The following is a 15,657-nucleotide window of genomic DNA, read 5'->3' as shown; positions in this document are numbered from 1 at the left end:
ATAAAATATAGCCTCGACTTCCCCTAAAAAAAGGCCCTTCATTTTAAAAGGGCCCGATAACAAAACCTGATGTTAACACCAAATTATTTATACTTACTGATGTTTTATAGCACTTGTTGGGTAGCCAAAGAGTACCTTCATTTTAGCTTTGAAGCCTTTAGCATTAAGTGTAGTTTTAATTAAGTAACGCCATTGATGAAAGGTGATCGTCAACGGGTTATTACTCTTCAATTGTCCGACAATGCCATATTTACAAGGTTTTAATGGCTCTTCTTCAGCATAAGTACCAAATAATTTATCCCAAATAATAAGCACGCCTGCAAAGTTTTTGTCTAGGTAACCTTTGTTTATTGCATGGTGAACCCGGTGATGGGATGGGGTATTAAATATTTCTTCAAACCAACCTAACTTATTTACTATTTGTGTATGAACAAAAAATTGATAAGCCAAATTAAGTGCGACGACGGTAAATACCGTAATAGGGTCAAAACCTATTAGTATCATTGGCAGCCAAAATAACCACATGCCTGCAAGTGGGTACATCAAGCTCTGCCTAAAGGCGGTGGAAAAGTTCATTTTGGTAGAACTATGATGCACTACATGTGCTGCCCATAACCAATGAATATGGTGTGATGCTTTATGAAACCAATAATATAAAAAATCTTGTAATATAAATGCAGAAAATACACTCAAGACTGTAAGTTCTATGTCGAATACCCGATAGGTATAAAGCCAATAAAAAAAAGGCATTAATACCAGTAAGGCAACGGCATCCGCACCTTGATGCATAAGGGCGAGAACGGTATTGGCTAAGCTGTCTTTTATATCGTAATAGCGGCGATATTTAATAAATTCAAAACTAACAAAAACAATAAAAATCGGACTCAGTGCAAGCAAAATAATTTCTATTGTCATAGGGTCTTGCCTTTGAAGTGAAGCGCTATTTTTTTAAGAGCTTGAGTGACATCTTTTTTAATAAAAAAGCTCAGCACAAAACTCGGTAGCCACCAGGGAGCTTTACAACTTATATGGTAGGTAACTTCAGTTGTTGGGATAGCCGTTACCTTATTTAAGCAAAAATAAATATCGCCACGGTGGTCGCTAACCGGTTTATTTCCGACTATTTTGTAGTGAATATGTTGGTTATCAGCACTCATTATCTCTTCTTTAAATTTAACACCGAGCATACTTATCTGTCTAATAGCGCCTTTTCCACCTTTTATTTCGCCATTATTTTGGTTTTTTATCAGTGAGAAGTCCGCATCAAAAAAACGATTCAACTGATCATGTTCCAGCAAGATAGTACTTACTTGTGAAGGCGAAGCGATAACGTTCTGTTTTAAGGTTATTGATATCATTTTTATAACGACAACTATCTATAGTTTTCACTAGTATATAAAAAACTTCCGTGGCAGACTTGCTTTTACACGACCATTTTTTAGCTTTAGGCGACAAATGAACACACTTGCCGATCATTACTTTTCAAGCAGCCTAGATTACCTTGAAACTCTAGGGCTGAAAAGTCAGCGTGTTTTGCTCGCTATTAATTTTACAGAATACTCCAATAAACAGACACATCAGCTAGCCCCGCGTATTAGTTTAGCGAGCTATAATGCACTTCTTGAGTATGCCCAACAGACCTTAGGTGAGCCATTATTTGGTTTCATGCTAGGTCAACAAATTCGGACTGCTGATTTTGGTGTACTGGGCTATCTAATAGAATCGAGTAATAACTTAGCGAGCGCAATTACAGCGCTTCTTAATTATGACAGTTTGGTTGCAGACATAGGAAAAGCACAATTTGAACAGCAAGAAGATTTTGCTGTTATTCGTTGGTTGCCTGACCCAAATTGTAACCCACAGGTGGTGCTTCGTAATATGACCGCTTGGGTAGGTGTTATTCGTCAATTACTTAACCTGCAGTTATCACCCAGTTGTATTTTTTTTACGCACGCTTGGCATGGTACTGAGCAATTAAGACTCTCTAATTGGTTTAAATGCCCGGTTGAAACGAATGCTCAATACAATCAAATAACATTCCCTAGCAGTTATTTAGCGTTGCCCTTTAAAACTGACAATACACACATTAACCAAGCGCTCAAACAAGTATCGGCACAGCAACTTTCGCGCTTTAAAAGCCAACAACGATTAACTGAAAAAATCAACCATTTACTGATGGCCAAACATGATTTAGACGACTGTAGCTTATTACGTACAGCAAGTGCATTAAACATGACTTCTAGAACAGTTCAGCGCTACTTAAAACAAGAAGAAACCTCTTTCGTTAATTTACTTGAATACGAACGAAAAAGACGACTGTTGCTGTACATAGGAAAATACCCCTTAAGCATCATCGCAAATAAACTAGGCTTTAACGACCAAAGTTCTTTTAATCGTGCATTTCAACGTTGGTATGGGTGTAGCCCATTGTATTATCTTAAGCATAAATTAATAGTGTAGCTAATGCTTAGCTGTTAAAAAAACCTTTGAGATAATAAGAGTTAAACATCACTCTAAGGAACCGCTTGTCTTAGATACCGGCTTGGACCTTATATTAAAAATATTACTTTTTGTTACATGTTGACTAGTTGATTAAGACTCTCTAAATTAGTGACGTATCAAATTTGCACGTAAATAGTGTCGGTTTTTTCGGGTTTTATTACGGAGCATTAAACATTATGGAAGATATAGGGAGGTTTATCATTATTCAATAAAACGTAAGGTATATAAATGAATTATAAAAATAATATGGCAGCTTTATTACTCTGCACTGTTAGTCACTATGCTACGGCAGATGTTACTAATGGTAGTTTTGAAACATGGCTCACTGGCTCTCCTTCGGGCTGGACCACTATTGATTCTGGTATAGGTGTAAACAAGAATACCCGTATCGTTCAAGAAGGTTTGAGCTCCGCTGAAATCACGGTCAATACAAGCACTCAAGGTTCAACCGACATGCAACAGCTTGTTAGTGTTGTTTCAGGTCAAAGTTATGACTTTTCTGTTTGGATATACCACACAGAAGGCAGCATTAAAGCGCGTTTGTACATTGATGGCTATCAGGCCTATTCTGATGAAAGTTTGGTTAATCAATGGCAAAAAATCACCTATAACTACACTGCAAGTGCCACGTCAGATATTGCTGTTGGCCTACGCTTCTATGACCTTGCTGGTTTTGATGGCTCTGAAATTGTTTATGTTGACTATTTTCAACCAACCCAAGCATCAGGTAGTAACAGTTGTAGTAGCAACGATGTTGTTTTTAGTTTAACGACAGACAACTACGGCTATGAAACTAGCTGGTCCTTAACCAACAAGAGTAACCAACAAGTTGCGAGTGGTAATAATTACGAAAGCTCAACAAGCTATAATGAAAGTTATTGTTTAGTTGATGGTGATTATACCTTCATTATTGATGACAGTTACGGTGATGGCATCTGTTGCACCTATGGCAATGGCTCTTATGAATTTTCTCTTGCGGGTACCTCATTAATAAGTGGTAGTGACTTTAGTTCGAGCGAAACTAAAAGCTTCAGTTTAGGCAATACGGGTAGTGTAACGGGCAACTATGTTGGTACTTATTATGATGGTATTACAGCATCAGCCGGTTATCCCTTAAAAACACAGCTTTATAATCTAATTAAAGACCACGCAAACCAAGGTTATTCAGCACTATGGACCTTCTATGAAAACCATTCACTGGATGTTTATTTTGAAAATGATGGTTCAATTTTAGATATCTATTCTGAGGATCCTCTGTCAGCCGACAATTATAGCTTTACTAAGATTACTGATCAGTGTGGTAACTATAGTGGTGAGGGGGGCTGTTATAACCGAGAACATACGTTCCCTAAAAGTTGGTTTGGTGGCAAGGTTGAACCGATGAATTCTGATGTCCATCACATTTATGCAACCGACGGTTTTGTTAACTCAAAACGTGGTGGTTTTCCTTTTGGTGAAGTGGCATCGGCATCTTTTACTTCAACTAATAACAGTAAACTTGGCTCTTCAACGACAACGTTAGGCTATAACGGTACTGTCTTTGAACCGATTGACGAATTTAAAGGTGATTTAGCGCGCGCACAATTTTATATGGCAACGCGATATGAAAATTTGATTAGTAGCTGGCAGAATAATTCAGTTTATGGTGATGCTATTTTAGATGGTAGCAGTAACAGAGTATTTGAATTGTGGCAATTAGACATGTTAATGCGCTGGCATACCAATGACCCTGTCAGCCAAAAAGAAATCGACCGTAATGAGGCTGCACTTGGGCATCAAGGAAATCGTAACCCTTTTGTTGACCATCCTGAGTATGTTGACCGTATTTGGGGAAGTAATTAAAAGGTTTTCTCTATGAAATATTCGACTTAGAAAATAACATAAGGCATTTTATCAAACGGTGAAATGCCTTCCTATTTAGTGATGCCACAACCTTTAAGAATGATCTGAGTGAGGGTTTTGGCCACTTGTTCAAAATCTTCATTGGTTAATTTATCTTTATTCATTGCAGCAGTAACCTGTGGAGAAAAATCGGCATAATGTTGGGTTGCACCCCATATAGTAAAGAGTAAATAAAGTGGGTCAATATCATCCATTTTACCTAGCTTAATCCAGCCTTCAATCGTTGTTTTAACTTCATCTATCCAAGTCTTAAAACTCGTTTGTAAGTAGTGTTGTAATCTAGGTGCGCCATGAATAAATTCACTAGCGAAAATACGAGAGGCTTCAGGATTAGTCTTTGAATACATGACCTTAGCAAGAATGTAATCACCTAAAACTTTAGCTGGCTCTTCAGTCGATGTAATAATAGATGAATCCCATAACGAGAGTATTTCTAATAAAATATCAGAATATATAGCTTCTTTATTTTTATAATAGTAGTGAACATTTGCGCGAGGGATCCCCGCACGTTCTGCAATACCTTTTATAGATGCCCCCTTAAAACCATGTGCTAAGAAATCTTGTTCGGCGGCTTTTAAAATGATGGATTGATTTTTTTTTCTTACTCGCCCTGTAGGTGAAGTGTTTTGGTCTTTACTTTTTATTATTGGCATATTAATCAATCATTTTTGCTCAATCTATTCAATGTGGCAAATATAAGCTATTTCAACAATAAAGTTAATACTCAATAGGCGGTTTAATTTTATCAAAATCATTTATTACTTGACACTGGTGTCAGCTTATTTCTATTATGTAAATTAAAATAGCTAAAATTTAGTGAAGCTATTACTAAAAAATGAATAAAAATACGCAAATAGGCGATATTCTTCTGCAAATTAATTCTATGTGCCAGAGTCTTTGTCGTTGAAGTTCTTAAAAATAATAAATTATATCCGCATAAACCTAAGCTTACAGGCTTTATGGTTGCAGTGCTGAGTGAGTTTAAAGGCACATTTTTACTTACTGTGAGGCGCGCTTAAAATGCGCGAAAATATTAGCGGTAAATCGTCAGTTAAAATTTAGTTAAAGAACTAAAGTTACAATAGAAAGTTTGATTAAATTTTGTAATGCATACTTGTAAAGGTTAAAGCACTATGTCAGAAAATAACATTCAATTTTTGCTAAATAACGAGCTTACCGTCATAGAAAATTGTGACCCTAATATGACAGTGCTCAATTATTTAAGACAAGAGTTAAGTCGAAAAGGAACTAAAGAGGGGTGTGCCTCAGGCGATTGTGGTGCTTGTACCGCTGTGCTTGTCGAAGTTGCGACGAAAGAGAATAATCAGTCAACGACCGAAAACCTTAGTTACCAATCTATTAATACGTGTATTACTTTTTTATCGGCGCTTCATGGCAAACAATTACTAACCGTTGAAGATTTACAACAAGGTAATAAATTACATGTTGTTCAGCAAGCGATGGTTGATTGTCATGGTTCTCAGTGCGGCTTTTGTACCCCCGGTTTTGTTATGTCACTTTTCTCATTAAAGAAAAACTTAGCGCAAACTTCCTTTACCGATGGTACTACTGAATCTTCATCGTCTGATCTCAACCTAAGCTTAGACAATGACATAGAGCATGGATTAGCGGGTAATTTATGTCGCTGTACAGGATACCGTTCAATTACTGATGCAGCAAAGCAAGCTTGTAATAATGATGAGGTTGATCAATTCGACCAAGATAAATTAGTCACTATCAAGACACTGAAAGATATTGCAAAGCAGCAAGAAACAGTCGTACTTCACAATAACGATAAAAGTCTTTACCTGCCCAGTACCCTTGATAAATTAACCCAACTCGTTGAAAAATTTCCGCAAGCAAAATTATTAGCGGGTGGCACTGATTTAGCGTTAAGTGTTACTCAAAACATGGCGAAAATTCAAACCATGATTGCGATGGGTAATGTTAGCGAACTTGCTCAAATCAAGGAAACTGAAGATATGCTGTCTATTGGTGCAATGGTCAGTTATCAAGACAGTCATGCTTTATTAACCAAGCACTATCCTGAATTTGGTCAAATGCTTTACCGACTTGGTTCTACGCAAGTCAGAAACTCTGGCACGTTAGGGGGGAATGTCGGTAATGCTTCTCCTATCGGTGATACGCCACCGGTTTTGATCGCCTTAGGTGCAAAACTCGTGCTGAGAAAAGGACAACGTACTCGCGTAGTATCTGTTGAAGATTATTTTGTTGATTATAAAGTCACTAAGCTTGAAAGCGGAGAATTTATTCAACGTATTGAAATCCCTAAAGCGGTGAATAAAAAACACCTAAAAGTATTTAAAATTTCCAAACGTTTAGATGATGATATTTCAACCGTGCTCGCTTGTTTTTATATCGAATTTTCTCACCAAAAAGTGTCAGACATTAAAATTGCTTTTGGCGGTATGGCGGGAATTCCTAAACGTGCTTTTACTTGTGAACAAGCATTAATGGGCAAAGTACCAAACGACCAAAATATTGCTTTAGCCATGGAGGCGTTAGCAACAGACTTCTCCCCTTTATCTGATGTTAGAGCGAGTAGTGAATATCGTTTACAAGTGGCAAAAAATTTAGTCAGAAAATGTTTTTATGAACTAGAGCAGACGCATGCGTCGACGCGAATTGAAACGTTTGAAACTGACACCTTGCAAGTAAATGGAGTTACTCATGCGTAAATTGACTGATGCAGATAAGCAAAAAAATAAGAAAAGCAATACAGGTGCAGTAGGGCGCTCTACTAAGCATGAAAGCGCTGAAATGCACGTGACCGGCAAAGCTGTATACACTGACGATAAGTTAGAGTCGTTAGGACAACTGCACGCAGCCGTAGGTATGGCAACCATTGCCAGTGGTAATATTACGGCGATAGATTTGACCGCAGTGCTTACCGCAAAAGGTGTTATGGCGGTTATTACCCTTGATGACATTGTCGGCCATACAGACATTGGCCCTGTTTTTCCGGGTGATCCGATATTAACAAACGATGTTGTCGAATTTTATGGTCAAGCTATTTTTGCAGTGGCAGCAACAAGTCATGACCTCGCTAAACAAGCAGTAGCGCTTGCGAAAATTGAGTATAAAGAAACTAAGCCTGTGCTTAGTATTGATGAAGCGTTAGCGGCCAAAAGTTTTGTTAGACCGCCACATAGTATGAAAAGAGGAAATAGCGCAATCGCAATTAAGCAAGCTAAGCATAAACTTAGTGGTAAAATTGCTATTGGTGGACAAGAACATTTTTATCTTGAAGGTCAAGTTGCTAGTGTTATTCCAACCGAAGATGGCGGTATGACCGTTTATTCATCAAGCCAACATCCCGCTGAAGTACAAAAGCTTGTTGCTGAAGTTTTAGGTATTCCCTTTAATCGTGTCGTTGTCGATATGAAACGCATGGGTGGCGGCTTTGGTGGCAAAGAAACCCAAGCTGCTGGTTGGGCTTGTTTAGCGGCTGTGCTAGCGAATAAAACGCAAAAAGCAGTAAAAATTCGTCTAAACCGTTCAGACGATATGATGATGACAGGTAAGCGACACCCCTTTGAAAATCACTATCAAGTGGGCTTTAACGATCAAGGTATTATTGAAGGAATTGATTTAACCGTTAACGGTAATTGTGGTTACTCGCCTGATTTATCAGACGCTATTGTTGACAGAGCGATGTTTCATGCCGATAACGGGTATTACTTGGACCAAGTGAGTATTACTGGCAATCGTTGTAAAACAAATACAGCATCTAATACGGCTTTTCGAGGTTTTGGTGGACCACAAGGCATGATGATCATTGAATGCGTAATGGACGACATTGCCTATTCTCTAGGATTAGATCCTTTAGCCGTTCGTAAAGCGAATCTTTATGGCACCGATGATCGCAATATTACGCCGTATCATCAGCAAGTTGAACATAATAATTTAAGCGAGATGATATCAAAACTTGAAGCAAACGCTCGATATACTGAACGTCTTCAAGAAATAGTGGATTTTAATGCTAGTAGTAAATTTCTTAAAAAAGGCCTTTCACTTACGCCTGTTAAATTTGGTATTTCGTTTACTGCGCAGCATTTAAATCAAGCAGGTGCGTTGATTAATATCTATACCGACGGTAGCGTAGACGTAACGCACGGCGGCACAGAAATGGGTCAAGGGTTACATACTAAAATCGCCCAGATAGTTGCTCAGGTTTTTGGTATTGATGTTGATAACGTAAAGGTCTCTGCAACCCGAACCGACAAAGTACCTAATGCTTCACCAACTGCGGCCTCTTCAGGGACAGATCTTAATGGTAAAGCCGCTCAAAACGCCGCACAAACGATTAAGCAAAGATTGATTGATTTTGCGGTTGAGCATTTTAAAGTAGACAACAACGATATTACTTTTAGTGAAGATGCTGTTAAAGCAGGTAAAGACAAAATCAGTTTTGTTGAACTGGTTCAAAAAGCGTATTTTGCTCGTGTTTCCTTATCGTCAACCGGTTTTTACCGTACACCTAAAATTCATTACGATAGAGAGAATGCAACAGGTAGGCCTTTCTTTTATTTTGCGATGGGTGCCTCAGTATCTGAAGTAATAATCGATACGCTAACGGGTGAATACAAATTATTGCAAACCGATATTTTACATGATGTTGGAGATTCTTTAAATCCCGCCATCGATATTGGCCAAATTGAAGGCGGTTACATTCAAGGTGTCGGTTGGTTAACCTCAGAAGAATTGCATTGGAATGATAAAGGACGTTTGTTAACAACGGGACCTGCAACATATAAGATTCCTGCGATTAGTGATGCACCTAAAGTATTTAATGTTGAGTTGTTAAAAGATTCGCCTAATCGCGAAGCAACAATTTACCACTCTAAAGCGGTTGGCGAACCTCCGTTTATGTTGGCTATTTCGGTATGGTCAGCATTGCGAGCAGCCATTGCTAATTCTGTTGATGTTAAAGACAGAGTTAAAGGCGTTATTCCATCTCTTGATACACCTGCTACACCAGAGCGAGTTTTGAAAGCTGTACAATTGATAACAGCGCAACAGCGGATTGTTGAAAATGGATAATCGTCAACGTTGGTCTGAAGTTGTTAGCTTATTAAAGGCTAAAGGTGAAGCATTTGTACTGCTTACTATTATTGGTGTTCATGGCTCTGCGCCAAGAAATTCGGGTACAAAAATGGTTGTTACTGCCAAGTCGACTTATGACACGATTGGTGGTGGGCACTTAGAATTTAAGTCTATCGCTATTGCACATAAATTATTAGCCGACAAGGATGAAAATCAACATATTGAACATTTTTCTTTAGGCGCTACGTTAGGCCAATGTTGTGGTGGTGATTGTACGGTTTTGTTTGAAAGCTTTGCGGCGTGTAAAACTCAAATAATGCTCTTTGGTGCAGGGCATGTTGGTAAAGCGTTAACGACTATACTGGCTGATTTGCCTTGTCAGGTAAAATGGGTAGATAACCGTGAAGCACAATTTCCAGCCCAAATGCTTGATAATCGGCTTCATAATGTTGAATGTATTGTTAGTGACAACCCTGTTGACGAAATTGCCAATATGCCAGCAGGCAGCTTTTTTATCATTATGACCCATAATCACCAATTAGATTTCGAACTTTGTCAGGCGCTATTAAAGCGAGGTGACTTTGCATACGCGGGTCTTATTGGTTCTGAGACAAAATGGAAGCGCTTTCAGCACCGTTTAAAACATAGAGAATTCAGCCAAGAAGCAATAGAACAACTCAAGTGTCCTATTGGCTTAAGCGAAGTCCCGGGTAAACGACCTATGGAAGTTGCCGTATCTATTGCGGCAGAAGTTATCGGTTTATATCAAAAAGATGACAATGCTAGTCATCACTCAAGTAAGGCTCAAGGCATTAGTTTTAAAGCGTTAGCACCGTTACTCAATAGCGGCTCTAACCTTAAACGTGCGGATCTTAAAAGTGAAAATTTTAAAAATACTAGCCAAAACAATAATGAACCTATACTCAGTAAATCGGTTACGGAGAAGATAAATGAATAATTTCGCACTGCGCTCAAAACGTGTGATCACACCAAACGGTGTAAAAGCTGCGACCATCATTATTATTAACGGCTTAATTGATACCTTACTACCTTACGAATGTGAAGTTGAATGCGAGTTAATAGATCACGGTAATTTAGTGATAATGCCGGGGTTAGTTGATACTCATGTACATATAAACGAGCCCGGACGTACCGACTGGGAAGGCTTTAACACAGCTACACAAGCAGCCGCAGCTGGCGGTATTACAACATTAGTTGATATGCCACTTAATTGTATTCCAGCAACCGTTACAAAAGAAGCCTTAGATATTAAACTGCAAGCGCTTAAAGGAAAACTTTGGGTAGATTGTGGGTTTTGGGGCGGCGTTATCCCCCAAAGTCTTGAGAACAATGGCGCACAATTAGATGAATTGTTGAGTGCTGGCGTTTTAGGCGCAAAAAGTTTCTTAATACATTCTGGTGTAGATGAATTCCCAAATGTGAGTGGTGAAGACGTTAAAAAAGCACTACCGATTATGGCAAAACATCAGGTGCCATATTTGATCCATGCTGAATTAGATAAAGCGCATAACGAACCACAGGAAATTGGCGATAAATACCAAAGTTTTCTCGACTCTAGACCAAGGTCATGGGAGAACGACGCTATTGATCTAATGGTCTCGTTGGGCGAAGAAGCTAAAGCGGAAGGGGTTGATGCTCACATCCATATTGTGCATTTATCATCAAGTGATGCATTAGAAAAAATCATTTATGCCAAAAAAGCAGGCCTGAAGTTTACCGCGGAAACGTGCCCTCATTATTTGACGCTGTTTTCTGAAGAAATTCCTGATGGAAAAACCCTTTTTAAATGTTGTCCGCCGATACGAGAAGATGAAAACAGACAAAAACTTTGGCAAGCATTAAAGGCCGGTGATATTGATTTTATTGTCTCTGACCATTCTCCTTGTACGCCTGAGTTGAAAAAAATTGACTCTGGCGACTTAGAGAGTGCGTGGGGAGGCATATCAGCACTACAATTTGGTTTACCTTTAATTTGGACGGAAGCAAAACAACGCGGTTTTACGTTATCAGACATTAGTCATTTAATGTCGACAGCAACGGCTCAATTCGTTGGTTTAGATGACAAAAAAGGAAAAATCGCTGTAGGCGCTTATGCAGACATTTTAGTATTCGATGATGAAAAAGAAGTCATTATTAGTAGTGATATGATCAAACATAAACATAAAATCACCCCTTATGTTGGTAAAAAAGTAACGGGCGAAGTCAGCAAAACTTATCTCCGTGGCCAACTGGTTTATAGCGAGCAAGACATTATCGGTCAACCTCAAGGCAATACTTTGTTGAAACATAACTACTAATACGCGCGTTAAATAAAAGCTAAATTTAATAATAAAAGCATTAATGAAAGAGAATTTAAATGAATGATTTAACCGTAAACACTTCAGATACAAAAAGTATTGATACTTTATTGGACACTATAACCAGTAACTATGTTGATTTAGCGTCAAAACGTATTGGTGGAGAGACTATCGCGTGTAGTGATGATTTCTTTGCAGAAATGGAAAACTTACTTAAGCCTGGTCGTGGCATTTTTATTGATGATAAATATACTGACCGTGGTAAATGGATGGACGGTTGGGAATCACGCAGAAGCTATGGTCGTGACAATGGTCGAGCATTCGATTGGTGCGTTATCCGTTTAGGTACGCCAGGAATTATTAAAGGCGTAGACGTGGATACTAATTTTTTCCGTGGTAACGCACCCGCACAAATTAGCATTGAAGGCTGTATTTCAATAGATAACCCTGATGACAGCACGCAATGGACAGAAATATTAACGAAGCATGAAACTCATGCGCATAGCCAAAATGTATTTGCCGTGCAAAGCGAACAAGTTTGGACACATGTACGTTTAAATATATTCCCAGACGGTGGTGTTGCAAGATTCCGCGTTTATGGTGAAGTTGTCGCTGATTGGCCGCAATTTTTAACAGGCGAGTTAATTGATGTTGCTGCTATTACCAATGGTGGTAAAGCCCTGTTATGTAGCGATATGTTTTTTAGTGATAAAAACAATTTAATTATGCCGGGTCGTGGTAAAGATATGGGTGATGGTTGGGAAACTAAACGTCGCCGAGACCCCGGACCTGACTGGATCATTATTGAATTGGCGAAAGTCGCTCAAATCAAAAAAGTACTCATTGATACCTGCCACTTCAAAGGTAACTTCCCTGACACATTCAAGTTAGAAGGTGCTTATGCTGAAAAAAGCATAACGGCTTTAGATGAGATGAAATGGCAAACTATTATCGACCAAACAAAGCTTTACGCTGATAGAGAGCAGTGGTTTGTTGTCGACGATAATAAACAGTCTTTTAGTCATGTCAGATTAAATATCTACCCTGATGGTGGTGTTAGTCGAATGCGCATTATGGGCTACGTGGGGTAACTAAAGAATATGAAAATTTCAGCGTTAAATAAATTAGCACCTGAAGCAGCACAACTTGAATTTATGCAGTGCTGTACGGCTAATACCTGGGTTGACAGAATGGTTGCAGCCATGCCATTTAATCATGTTGAAGCTCTAAAAGAGCAAGCTAACATCAGCTGGCAAGGTTTGACGGAAGCTGATTATTTGCAAGCTTTTGAAGGGCATCCCAAAATTGGTGATGTATCAAGTTTAAGAGAAAAATATCGCTCAACAGAAAAAATAGCAGCGGGTGAGCAATCGGGTGTGAACACCGCAACAGAAAAAACGTTAACTCAGTTAAAGCAATTAAATGATGACTATCAAGAAAAATTTGCTTTCATTTTTATTGTTTGCGCCACCGGTAAAACAGCGTCGCAGATGTTAGAAATATTGAGTCAACGTATTGTTAATGAAAGATCCGATGAAATTATTAACGCTGCAGAAGAGCAAAGAAAAATTTTGCAGATCAGAATTGAAAAAATGATCGAAACGCCTGTGACTATAAACACTGCTTCAAACGTAAAAGAGATATAAAACGATGAGTCAAATAACTTCGCATGTATTAGACACAAGTCGCGGTAAACCCGCTGCAGGTATTACCATTTCACTGTTTAACAGTAATAATGAAGGAGAATGGTTGCTATTAGCACAAGGTAAAACAAATGCTGATGGGCGAGTACCTGCTTTACTTGAACAAAATCGGGTATTGCCTGCTGGGAGTTACCGCGTTCATTTTGCTATTAGTGATTACTTTAGCGCGCTGAACGAACAAGCATTTTACCCTTACGTTGATATTGTTTTTAATATTAGTGGAGATGGTGACCATTACCATATTCCCTTATTGCTGACGGCTTTTGGTTACTCAACCTATCGTGGTAGCTAGTATGGAGTTACATGCTAAGCCACTTACCCGAGAGGCATTTGAACCTTTTGGTGACGTTATTGAAGTCAGTGATGATGCTGAAAAAATATCAATAAATTATGGCCTAACACAAAGATATCATGCGTTAACATCCCTTGACGTTACCGATGAAGCAGGACAAGGCATTATCAGTGTTTTTCGTTCATCGCCAAAAGCATGTTGCGAAATTAATGATAAGAAAGGGCAGTTAACGATTGATTGTATGGAGCGTCATCCCTTATCTAGTCAAGCATTCTATCCTTTGTCTGTTAACGCTTACCTTGTTGTGGTTGCACCAAAGGGCGAATTTGACGTGACCAAGCTTCAGATCTTTATTGCCCAAGGAAACCAAGGTGTTAATTACCATAAAGGTACGTGGCATCACTATAGTTTAGCGTTAGGTAAAACGTCTGACTTCTTAGTTGTTGACCGACAAGGTGTCGGTAAAAACTGCGATGAAGTTACGTTAGAAAATACAATAACCATTCATTTTAATTTAGACAACAGGAACTATTAAGTCGATGTCAGTAAAAGCTTTTCGTGGTGAAATTTTACACTTCACAGAAGACCCTGCCTTAACGTCTTGCCAAAATACTGAGCAAAACGAATCGTGCGGCTATCAGTATTTTGAAGATGGTCTTTTGCTTATAGAAAATGGCAAAGTTAAACAACTCGGTACTGCAAAAGCTATCTTAGTTAATTTAGACAGTGCTATCGTCGTTACACACATTAAAAATGGCCTAATCGTTCCTGGGTTTATTGATACCCATATCCATTATCCTCAAACTGAAATGATAGGAAGTTATGGTGAGCAATTACTTCAGTGGTTAGAAGATTATACCTTTCCTACCGAAAAAAAGTTTGCTGATAAAGCGTACGCGAGCAAAATTAGCGAGTTTTTCTTAAATGAATTACTTAGCAGTGGTACAACAACAGCACTTGTCTTTGGTACCGTGCATCCTGAATCAGTCGATGCTTTTTTTGAAGTGGCTTTACGTAAAAATCTACGAATGATTGCTGGCAAAGTGATGATGGACAGAAATGCACCGATAGATTTAATCGATACCGCGCAAAGTAGTTATGATGACTCCAAACAGCTTATCGAAAATTGGCATGGAAGAGGCCGCTTGCAATACGCAGTAACGCCTAGGTTTGCGCCAACCAGCAGTGATCAACAGTTAAGTTTGGCAGGACAATTGTTAAAAGAATATCCAGGTGTTTATATGCAAACTCATTTGTCTGAAAACTTGAAAGAAATGGAATGGGTTAAATCACTCAACCCAGATTGTGAAAACTATCTGGATGTCTATAAAAAACATGAGTTACTCGGTGAACGCAGTATTTTTGCTCACGGCATACATTTATGTGACGCTGAATATAAAGACTTAGCCCAGTCTAATTCTGCTTTATCCTTTTGTCCAAGTTCAAACTTATTTTTAGGCAGCGGACTCTTTAAACTTGATGTTGCACAGCAACACAATATTAAAGTGGGTTTAGGGACTGATATTGGCGCAGGAACAAGCTTTTCAATATTAGAAACATTAAAAGATGCCTACAAAACACAACAGCTTAGAGGTAAAAAACTTGATTCGCTGCAGTCGTTCTACTTGGCAACATTAGGCGGCGCGAGGGCATTAGATTTAGAAGGTACGATAGGTAATTTTTTACCGGGCTGTGAAGCTGATTTTATCGTACTTGATTATCATGCAACGCCATTAATTAAGTTGAGATTAGAGCAGTGCCAAACACTGGCAGAAAAACTATTCTCTTTTACTATATTAGGCGATGACCGTGCGGTTAAGGCTACTTATATACAGGGCGAGTTAGCCAATATTCATTACGATTAGCGCACACA

General features: G+C 38.7%; 14 protein-coding genes. 11 read left to right on the top strand and 3 right to left on the bottom strand.

Features of this window, described 5'->3' with window-relative positions:
• Positions 1-93: 93 nt before the first annotated feature.
• Together H4J73_RS02645 and H4J73_RS02640 are read right to left on the bottom strand one after the other, a co-directional pair.
• On the bottom strand, positions 94-915 hold the full coding sequence (locus H4J73_RS02645) for a sterol desaturase family protein (protein ID WP_182181046.1): 822 nt from the start codon (positions 913-915) through the stop codon (positions 94-96).
• Entirely contained in the window at positions 912-1,358 is a 447-nt protein-coding gene (locus H4J73_RS02640) for an SRPBCC family protein (protein ID WP_182181045.1), read from the bottom strand. Before H4J73_RS02640 ends, H4J73_RS02645 begins: the two co-directional genes overlap by 4 nt.
• 97 nt (positions 1,359-1,455) lie before the next feature.
• On the opposite strand from H4J73_RS02640, the gene H4J73_RS02635 reads away from it, so the two are divergent.
• Together H4J73_RS02635 and H4J73_RS02630 are read left to right on the top strand one after the other, a co-directional pair.
• Positions 1,456-2,460 carry an AraC family transcriptional regulator gene (locus H4J73_RS02635; protein WP_182181044.1) on the top strand — a complete coding sequence of 335 codons (1,005 nt, stop codon included), beginning with the start codon at positions 1,456-1,458 and terminating at the stop codon, positions 2,458-2,460.
• A 270-nt stretch (positions 2,461-2,730) separates the two neighbouring features.
• On the top strand, positions 2,731-4,344 hold the full coding sequence (locus H4J73_RS02630) for an endonuclease (protein WP_182181043.1): 1,614 nt from the start codon (positions 2,731-2,733) through the stop codon (positions 4,342-4,344).
• Positions 4,345-4,415: 71 nt separating this feature from the next.
• Here H4J73_RS02630 and H4J73_RS02625 read toward each other — a convergent pair whose 3' ends face one another.
• The gene (locus tag H4J73_RS02625) at positions 4,416-5,057 is read right to left on the bottom strand and encodes a TetR/AcrR family transcriptional regulator (protein ID WP_182181042.1); all 642 of its coding nucleotides are present in this window, start codon (positions 5,055-5,057) and stop codon (positions 4,416-4,418) included.
• Positions 5,058-5,537: 480 nt separating this feature from the next.
• Between H4J73_RS02625 and xdhA the strand changes: the two genes are divergently transcribed.
• From xdhA to guaD, 9 genes are read left to right on the top strand one after another with little or no spacing between them, the layout of a single operon-like run.
• Positions 5,538-7,103, top strand: a complete 1,566-nt coding sequence (xdhA, locus tag H4J73_RS02620) for a xanthine dehydrogenase small subunit (RefSeq protein WP_182181041.1) — start codon at positions 5,538-5,540, stop codon at positions 7,101-7,103.
• Entirely contained in the window at positions 7,096-9,468 is a 2,373-nt protein-coding gene (gene xdhB, locus H4J73_RS02615; RefSeq protein ID WP_182181040.1) for a xanthine dehydrogenase molybdopterin binding subunit, read from the top strand. The genes xdhA and xdhB overlap by 8 nt, the downstream gene beginning before the upstream one ends.
• The gene (gene xdhC, locus H4J73_RS02610; RefSeq protein ID WP_182181039.1) at positions 9,461-10,429 is read left to right on the top strand and encodes a xanthine dehydrogenase accessory protein XdhC; all 969 of its coding nucleotides are present in this window, start codon (positions 9,461-9,463) and stop codon (positions 10,427-10,429) included. Before xdhB ends, xdhC begins: the two co-directional genes overlap by 8 nt.
• Positions 10,422-11,789 (top strand): allantoinase AllB, encoded by a 1,368-nt coding sequence (gene allB, locus H4J73_RS02605; RefSeq protein WP_182181038.1) that lies wholly within the window; start codon positions 10,422-10,424, stop codon positions 11,787-11,789. Before xdhC ends, allB begins: the two co-directional genes overlap by 8 nt.
• A 59-nt stretch (positions 11,790-11,848) precedes the next feature.
• Positions 11,849-12,880: an allantoicase gene (gene alc / locus H4J73_RS02600; protein WP_182181037.1), complete on the top strand. Its 1,032-nt coding sequence runs from the start codon at positions 11,849-11,851 to the stop codon at positions 12,878-12,880.
• A gap of 9 nt (positions 12,881-12,889) precedes the next feature.
• Positions 12,890-13,435 (top strand): 2-oxo-4-hydroxy-4-carboxy-5-ureidoimidazoline decarboxylase, encoded by a 546-nt coding sequence (gene uraD / locus H4J73_RS02595; protein ID WP_182223694.1) that lies wholly within the window; start codon positions 12,890-12,892, stop codon positions 13,433-13,435.
• A gap of 4 nt (positions 13,436-13,439) precedes the next feature.
• The gene (uraH, locus tag H4J73_RS02590) at positions 13,440-13,784 is read left to right on the top strand and encodes a hydroxyisourate hydrolase (RefSeq protein ID WP_182181035.1); all 345 of its coding nucleotides are present in this window, start codon (positions 13,440-13,442) and stop codon (positions 13,782-13,784) included.
• A 1-nt stretch (position 13,785) separates the two neighbouring features.
• The gene (locus H4J73_RS02585; RefSeq protein WP_182181034.1) at positions 13,786-14,319 is read left to right on the top strand and encodes an ureidoglycolate lyase; all 534 of its coding nucleotides are present in this window, start codon (positions 13,786-13,788) and stop codon (positions 14,317-14,319) included.
• Positions 14,320-14,323: 4 nt separating this feature from the next.
• Entirely contained in the window at positions 14,324-15,649 is a 1,326-nt protein-coding gene (gene guaD / locus H4J73_RS02580; protein ID WP_182181033.1) for a guanine deaminase, read from the top strand.
• Positions 15,650-15,657 lie beyond the last annotated feature (8 nt).

Source organism: Colwellia sp. MB3u-41, assembly GCF_014076845.1.
GTDB lineage: Bacteria > Pseudomonadota > Gammaproteobacteria > Enterobacterales > Alteromonadaceae > Colwellia_A.
This window is presented reverse-complemented; position numbering and strand designations above follow the sequence as displayed.

What these genes read in the sequence shown, in the direction of transcription:
- alc (WP_182181037.1), top strand. Translation starts at nt 11,849, where the DNA reads ATGAATGATTTAACCGTAAACACTTCAGATACAAAAAGTATTGATACT.
- H4J73_RS02645 (WP_182181046.1), bottom strand. Translation starts at nt 915, where the DNA reads ATGACAATAGAAATTATTTTGCTTGCACTGAGTCCGATTTTTATTGTT.
- H4J73_RS02625 (WP_182181042.1), bottom strand. Translation starts at nt 5,057, where the DNA reads ATGCCAATAATAAAAAGTAAAGACCAAAACACTTCACCTACAGGGCGA.
- xdhB (WP_182181040.1), top strand. Translation starts at nt 7,096, where the DNA reads ATGCGTAAATTGACTGATGCAGATAAGCAAAAAAATAAGAAAAGCAAT.
- xdhA (WP_182181041.1), top strand. Translation starts at nt 5,538, where the DNA reads ATGTCAGAAAATAACATTCAATTTTTGCTAAATAACGAGCTTACCGTC.
- uraH (WP_182181035.1), top strand. Translation starts at nt 13,440, where the DNA reads ATGAGTCAAATAACTTCGCATGTATTAGACACAAGTCGCGGTAAACCC.
- guaD (WP_182181033.1), top strand. Translation starts at nt 14,324, where the DNA reads ATGTCAGTAAAAGCTTTTCGTGGTGAAATTTTACACTTCACAGAAGAC.
- H4J73_RS02630 (WP_182181043.1), top strand. Translation starts at nt 2,731, where the DNA reads ATGAATTATAAAAATAATATGGCAGCTTTATTACTCTGCACTGTTAGT.
- H4J73_RS02640 (WP_182181045.1), bottom strand. Translation starts at nt 1,358, where the DNA reads ATGATATCAATAACCTTAAAACAGAACGTTATCGCTTCGCCTTCACAA.
- allB (WP_182181038.1), top strand. Translation starts at nt 10,422, where the DNA reads ATGAATAATTTCGCACTGCGCTCAAAACGTGTGATCACACCAAACGGT.
- H4J73_RS02635 (WP_182181044.1), top strand. Translation starts at nt 1,456, where the DNA reads ATGAACACACTTGCCGATCATTACTTTTCAAGCAGCCTAGATTACCTT.
- uraD (WP_182223694.1), top strand. Translation starts at nt 12,890, where the DNA reads ATGAAAATTTCAGCGTTAAATAAATTAGCACCTGAAGCAGCACAACTT.
- xdhC (WP_182181039.1), top strand. Translation starts at nt 9,461, where the DNA reads ATGGATAATCGTCAACGTTGGTCTGAAGTTGTTAGCTTATTAAAGGCT.
- H4J73_RS02585 (WP_182181034.1), top strand. Translation starts at nt 13,786, where the DNA reads ATGGAGTTACATGCTAAGCCACTTACCCGAGAGGCATTTGAACCTTTT.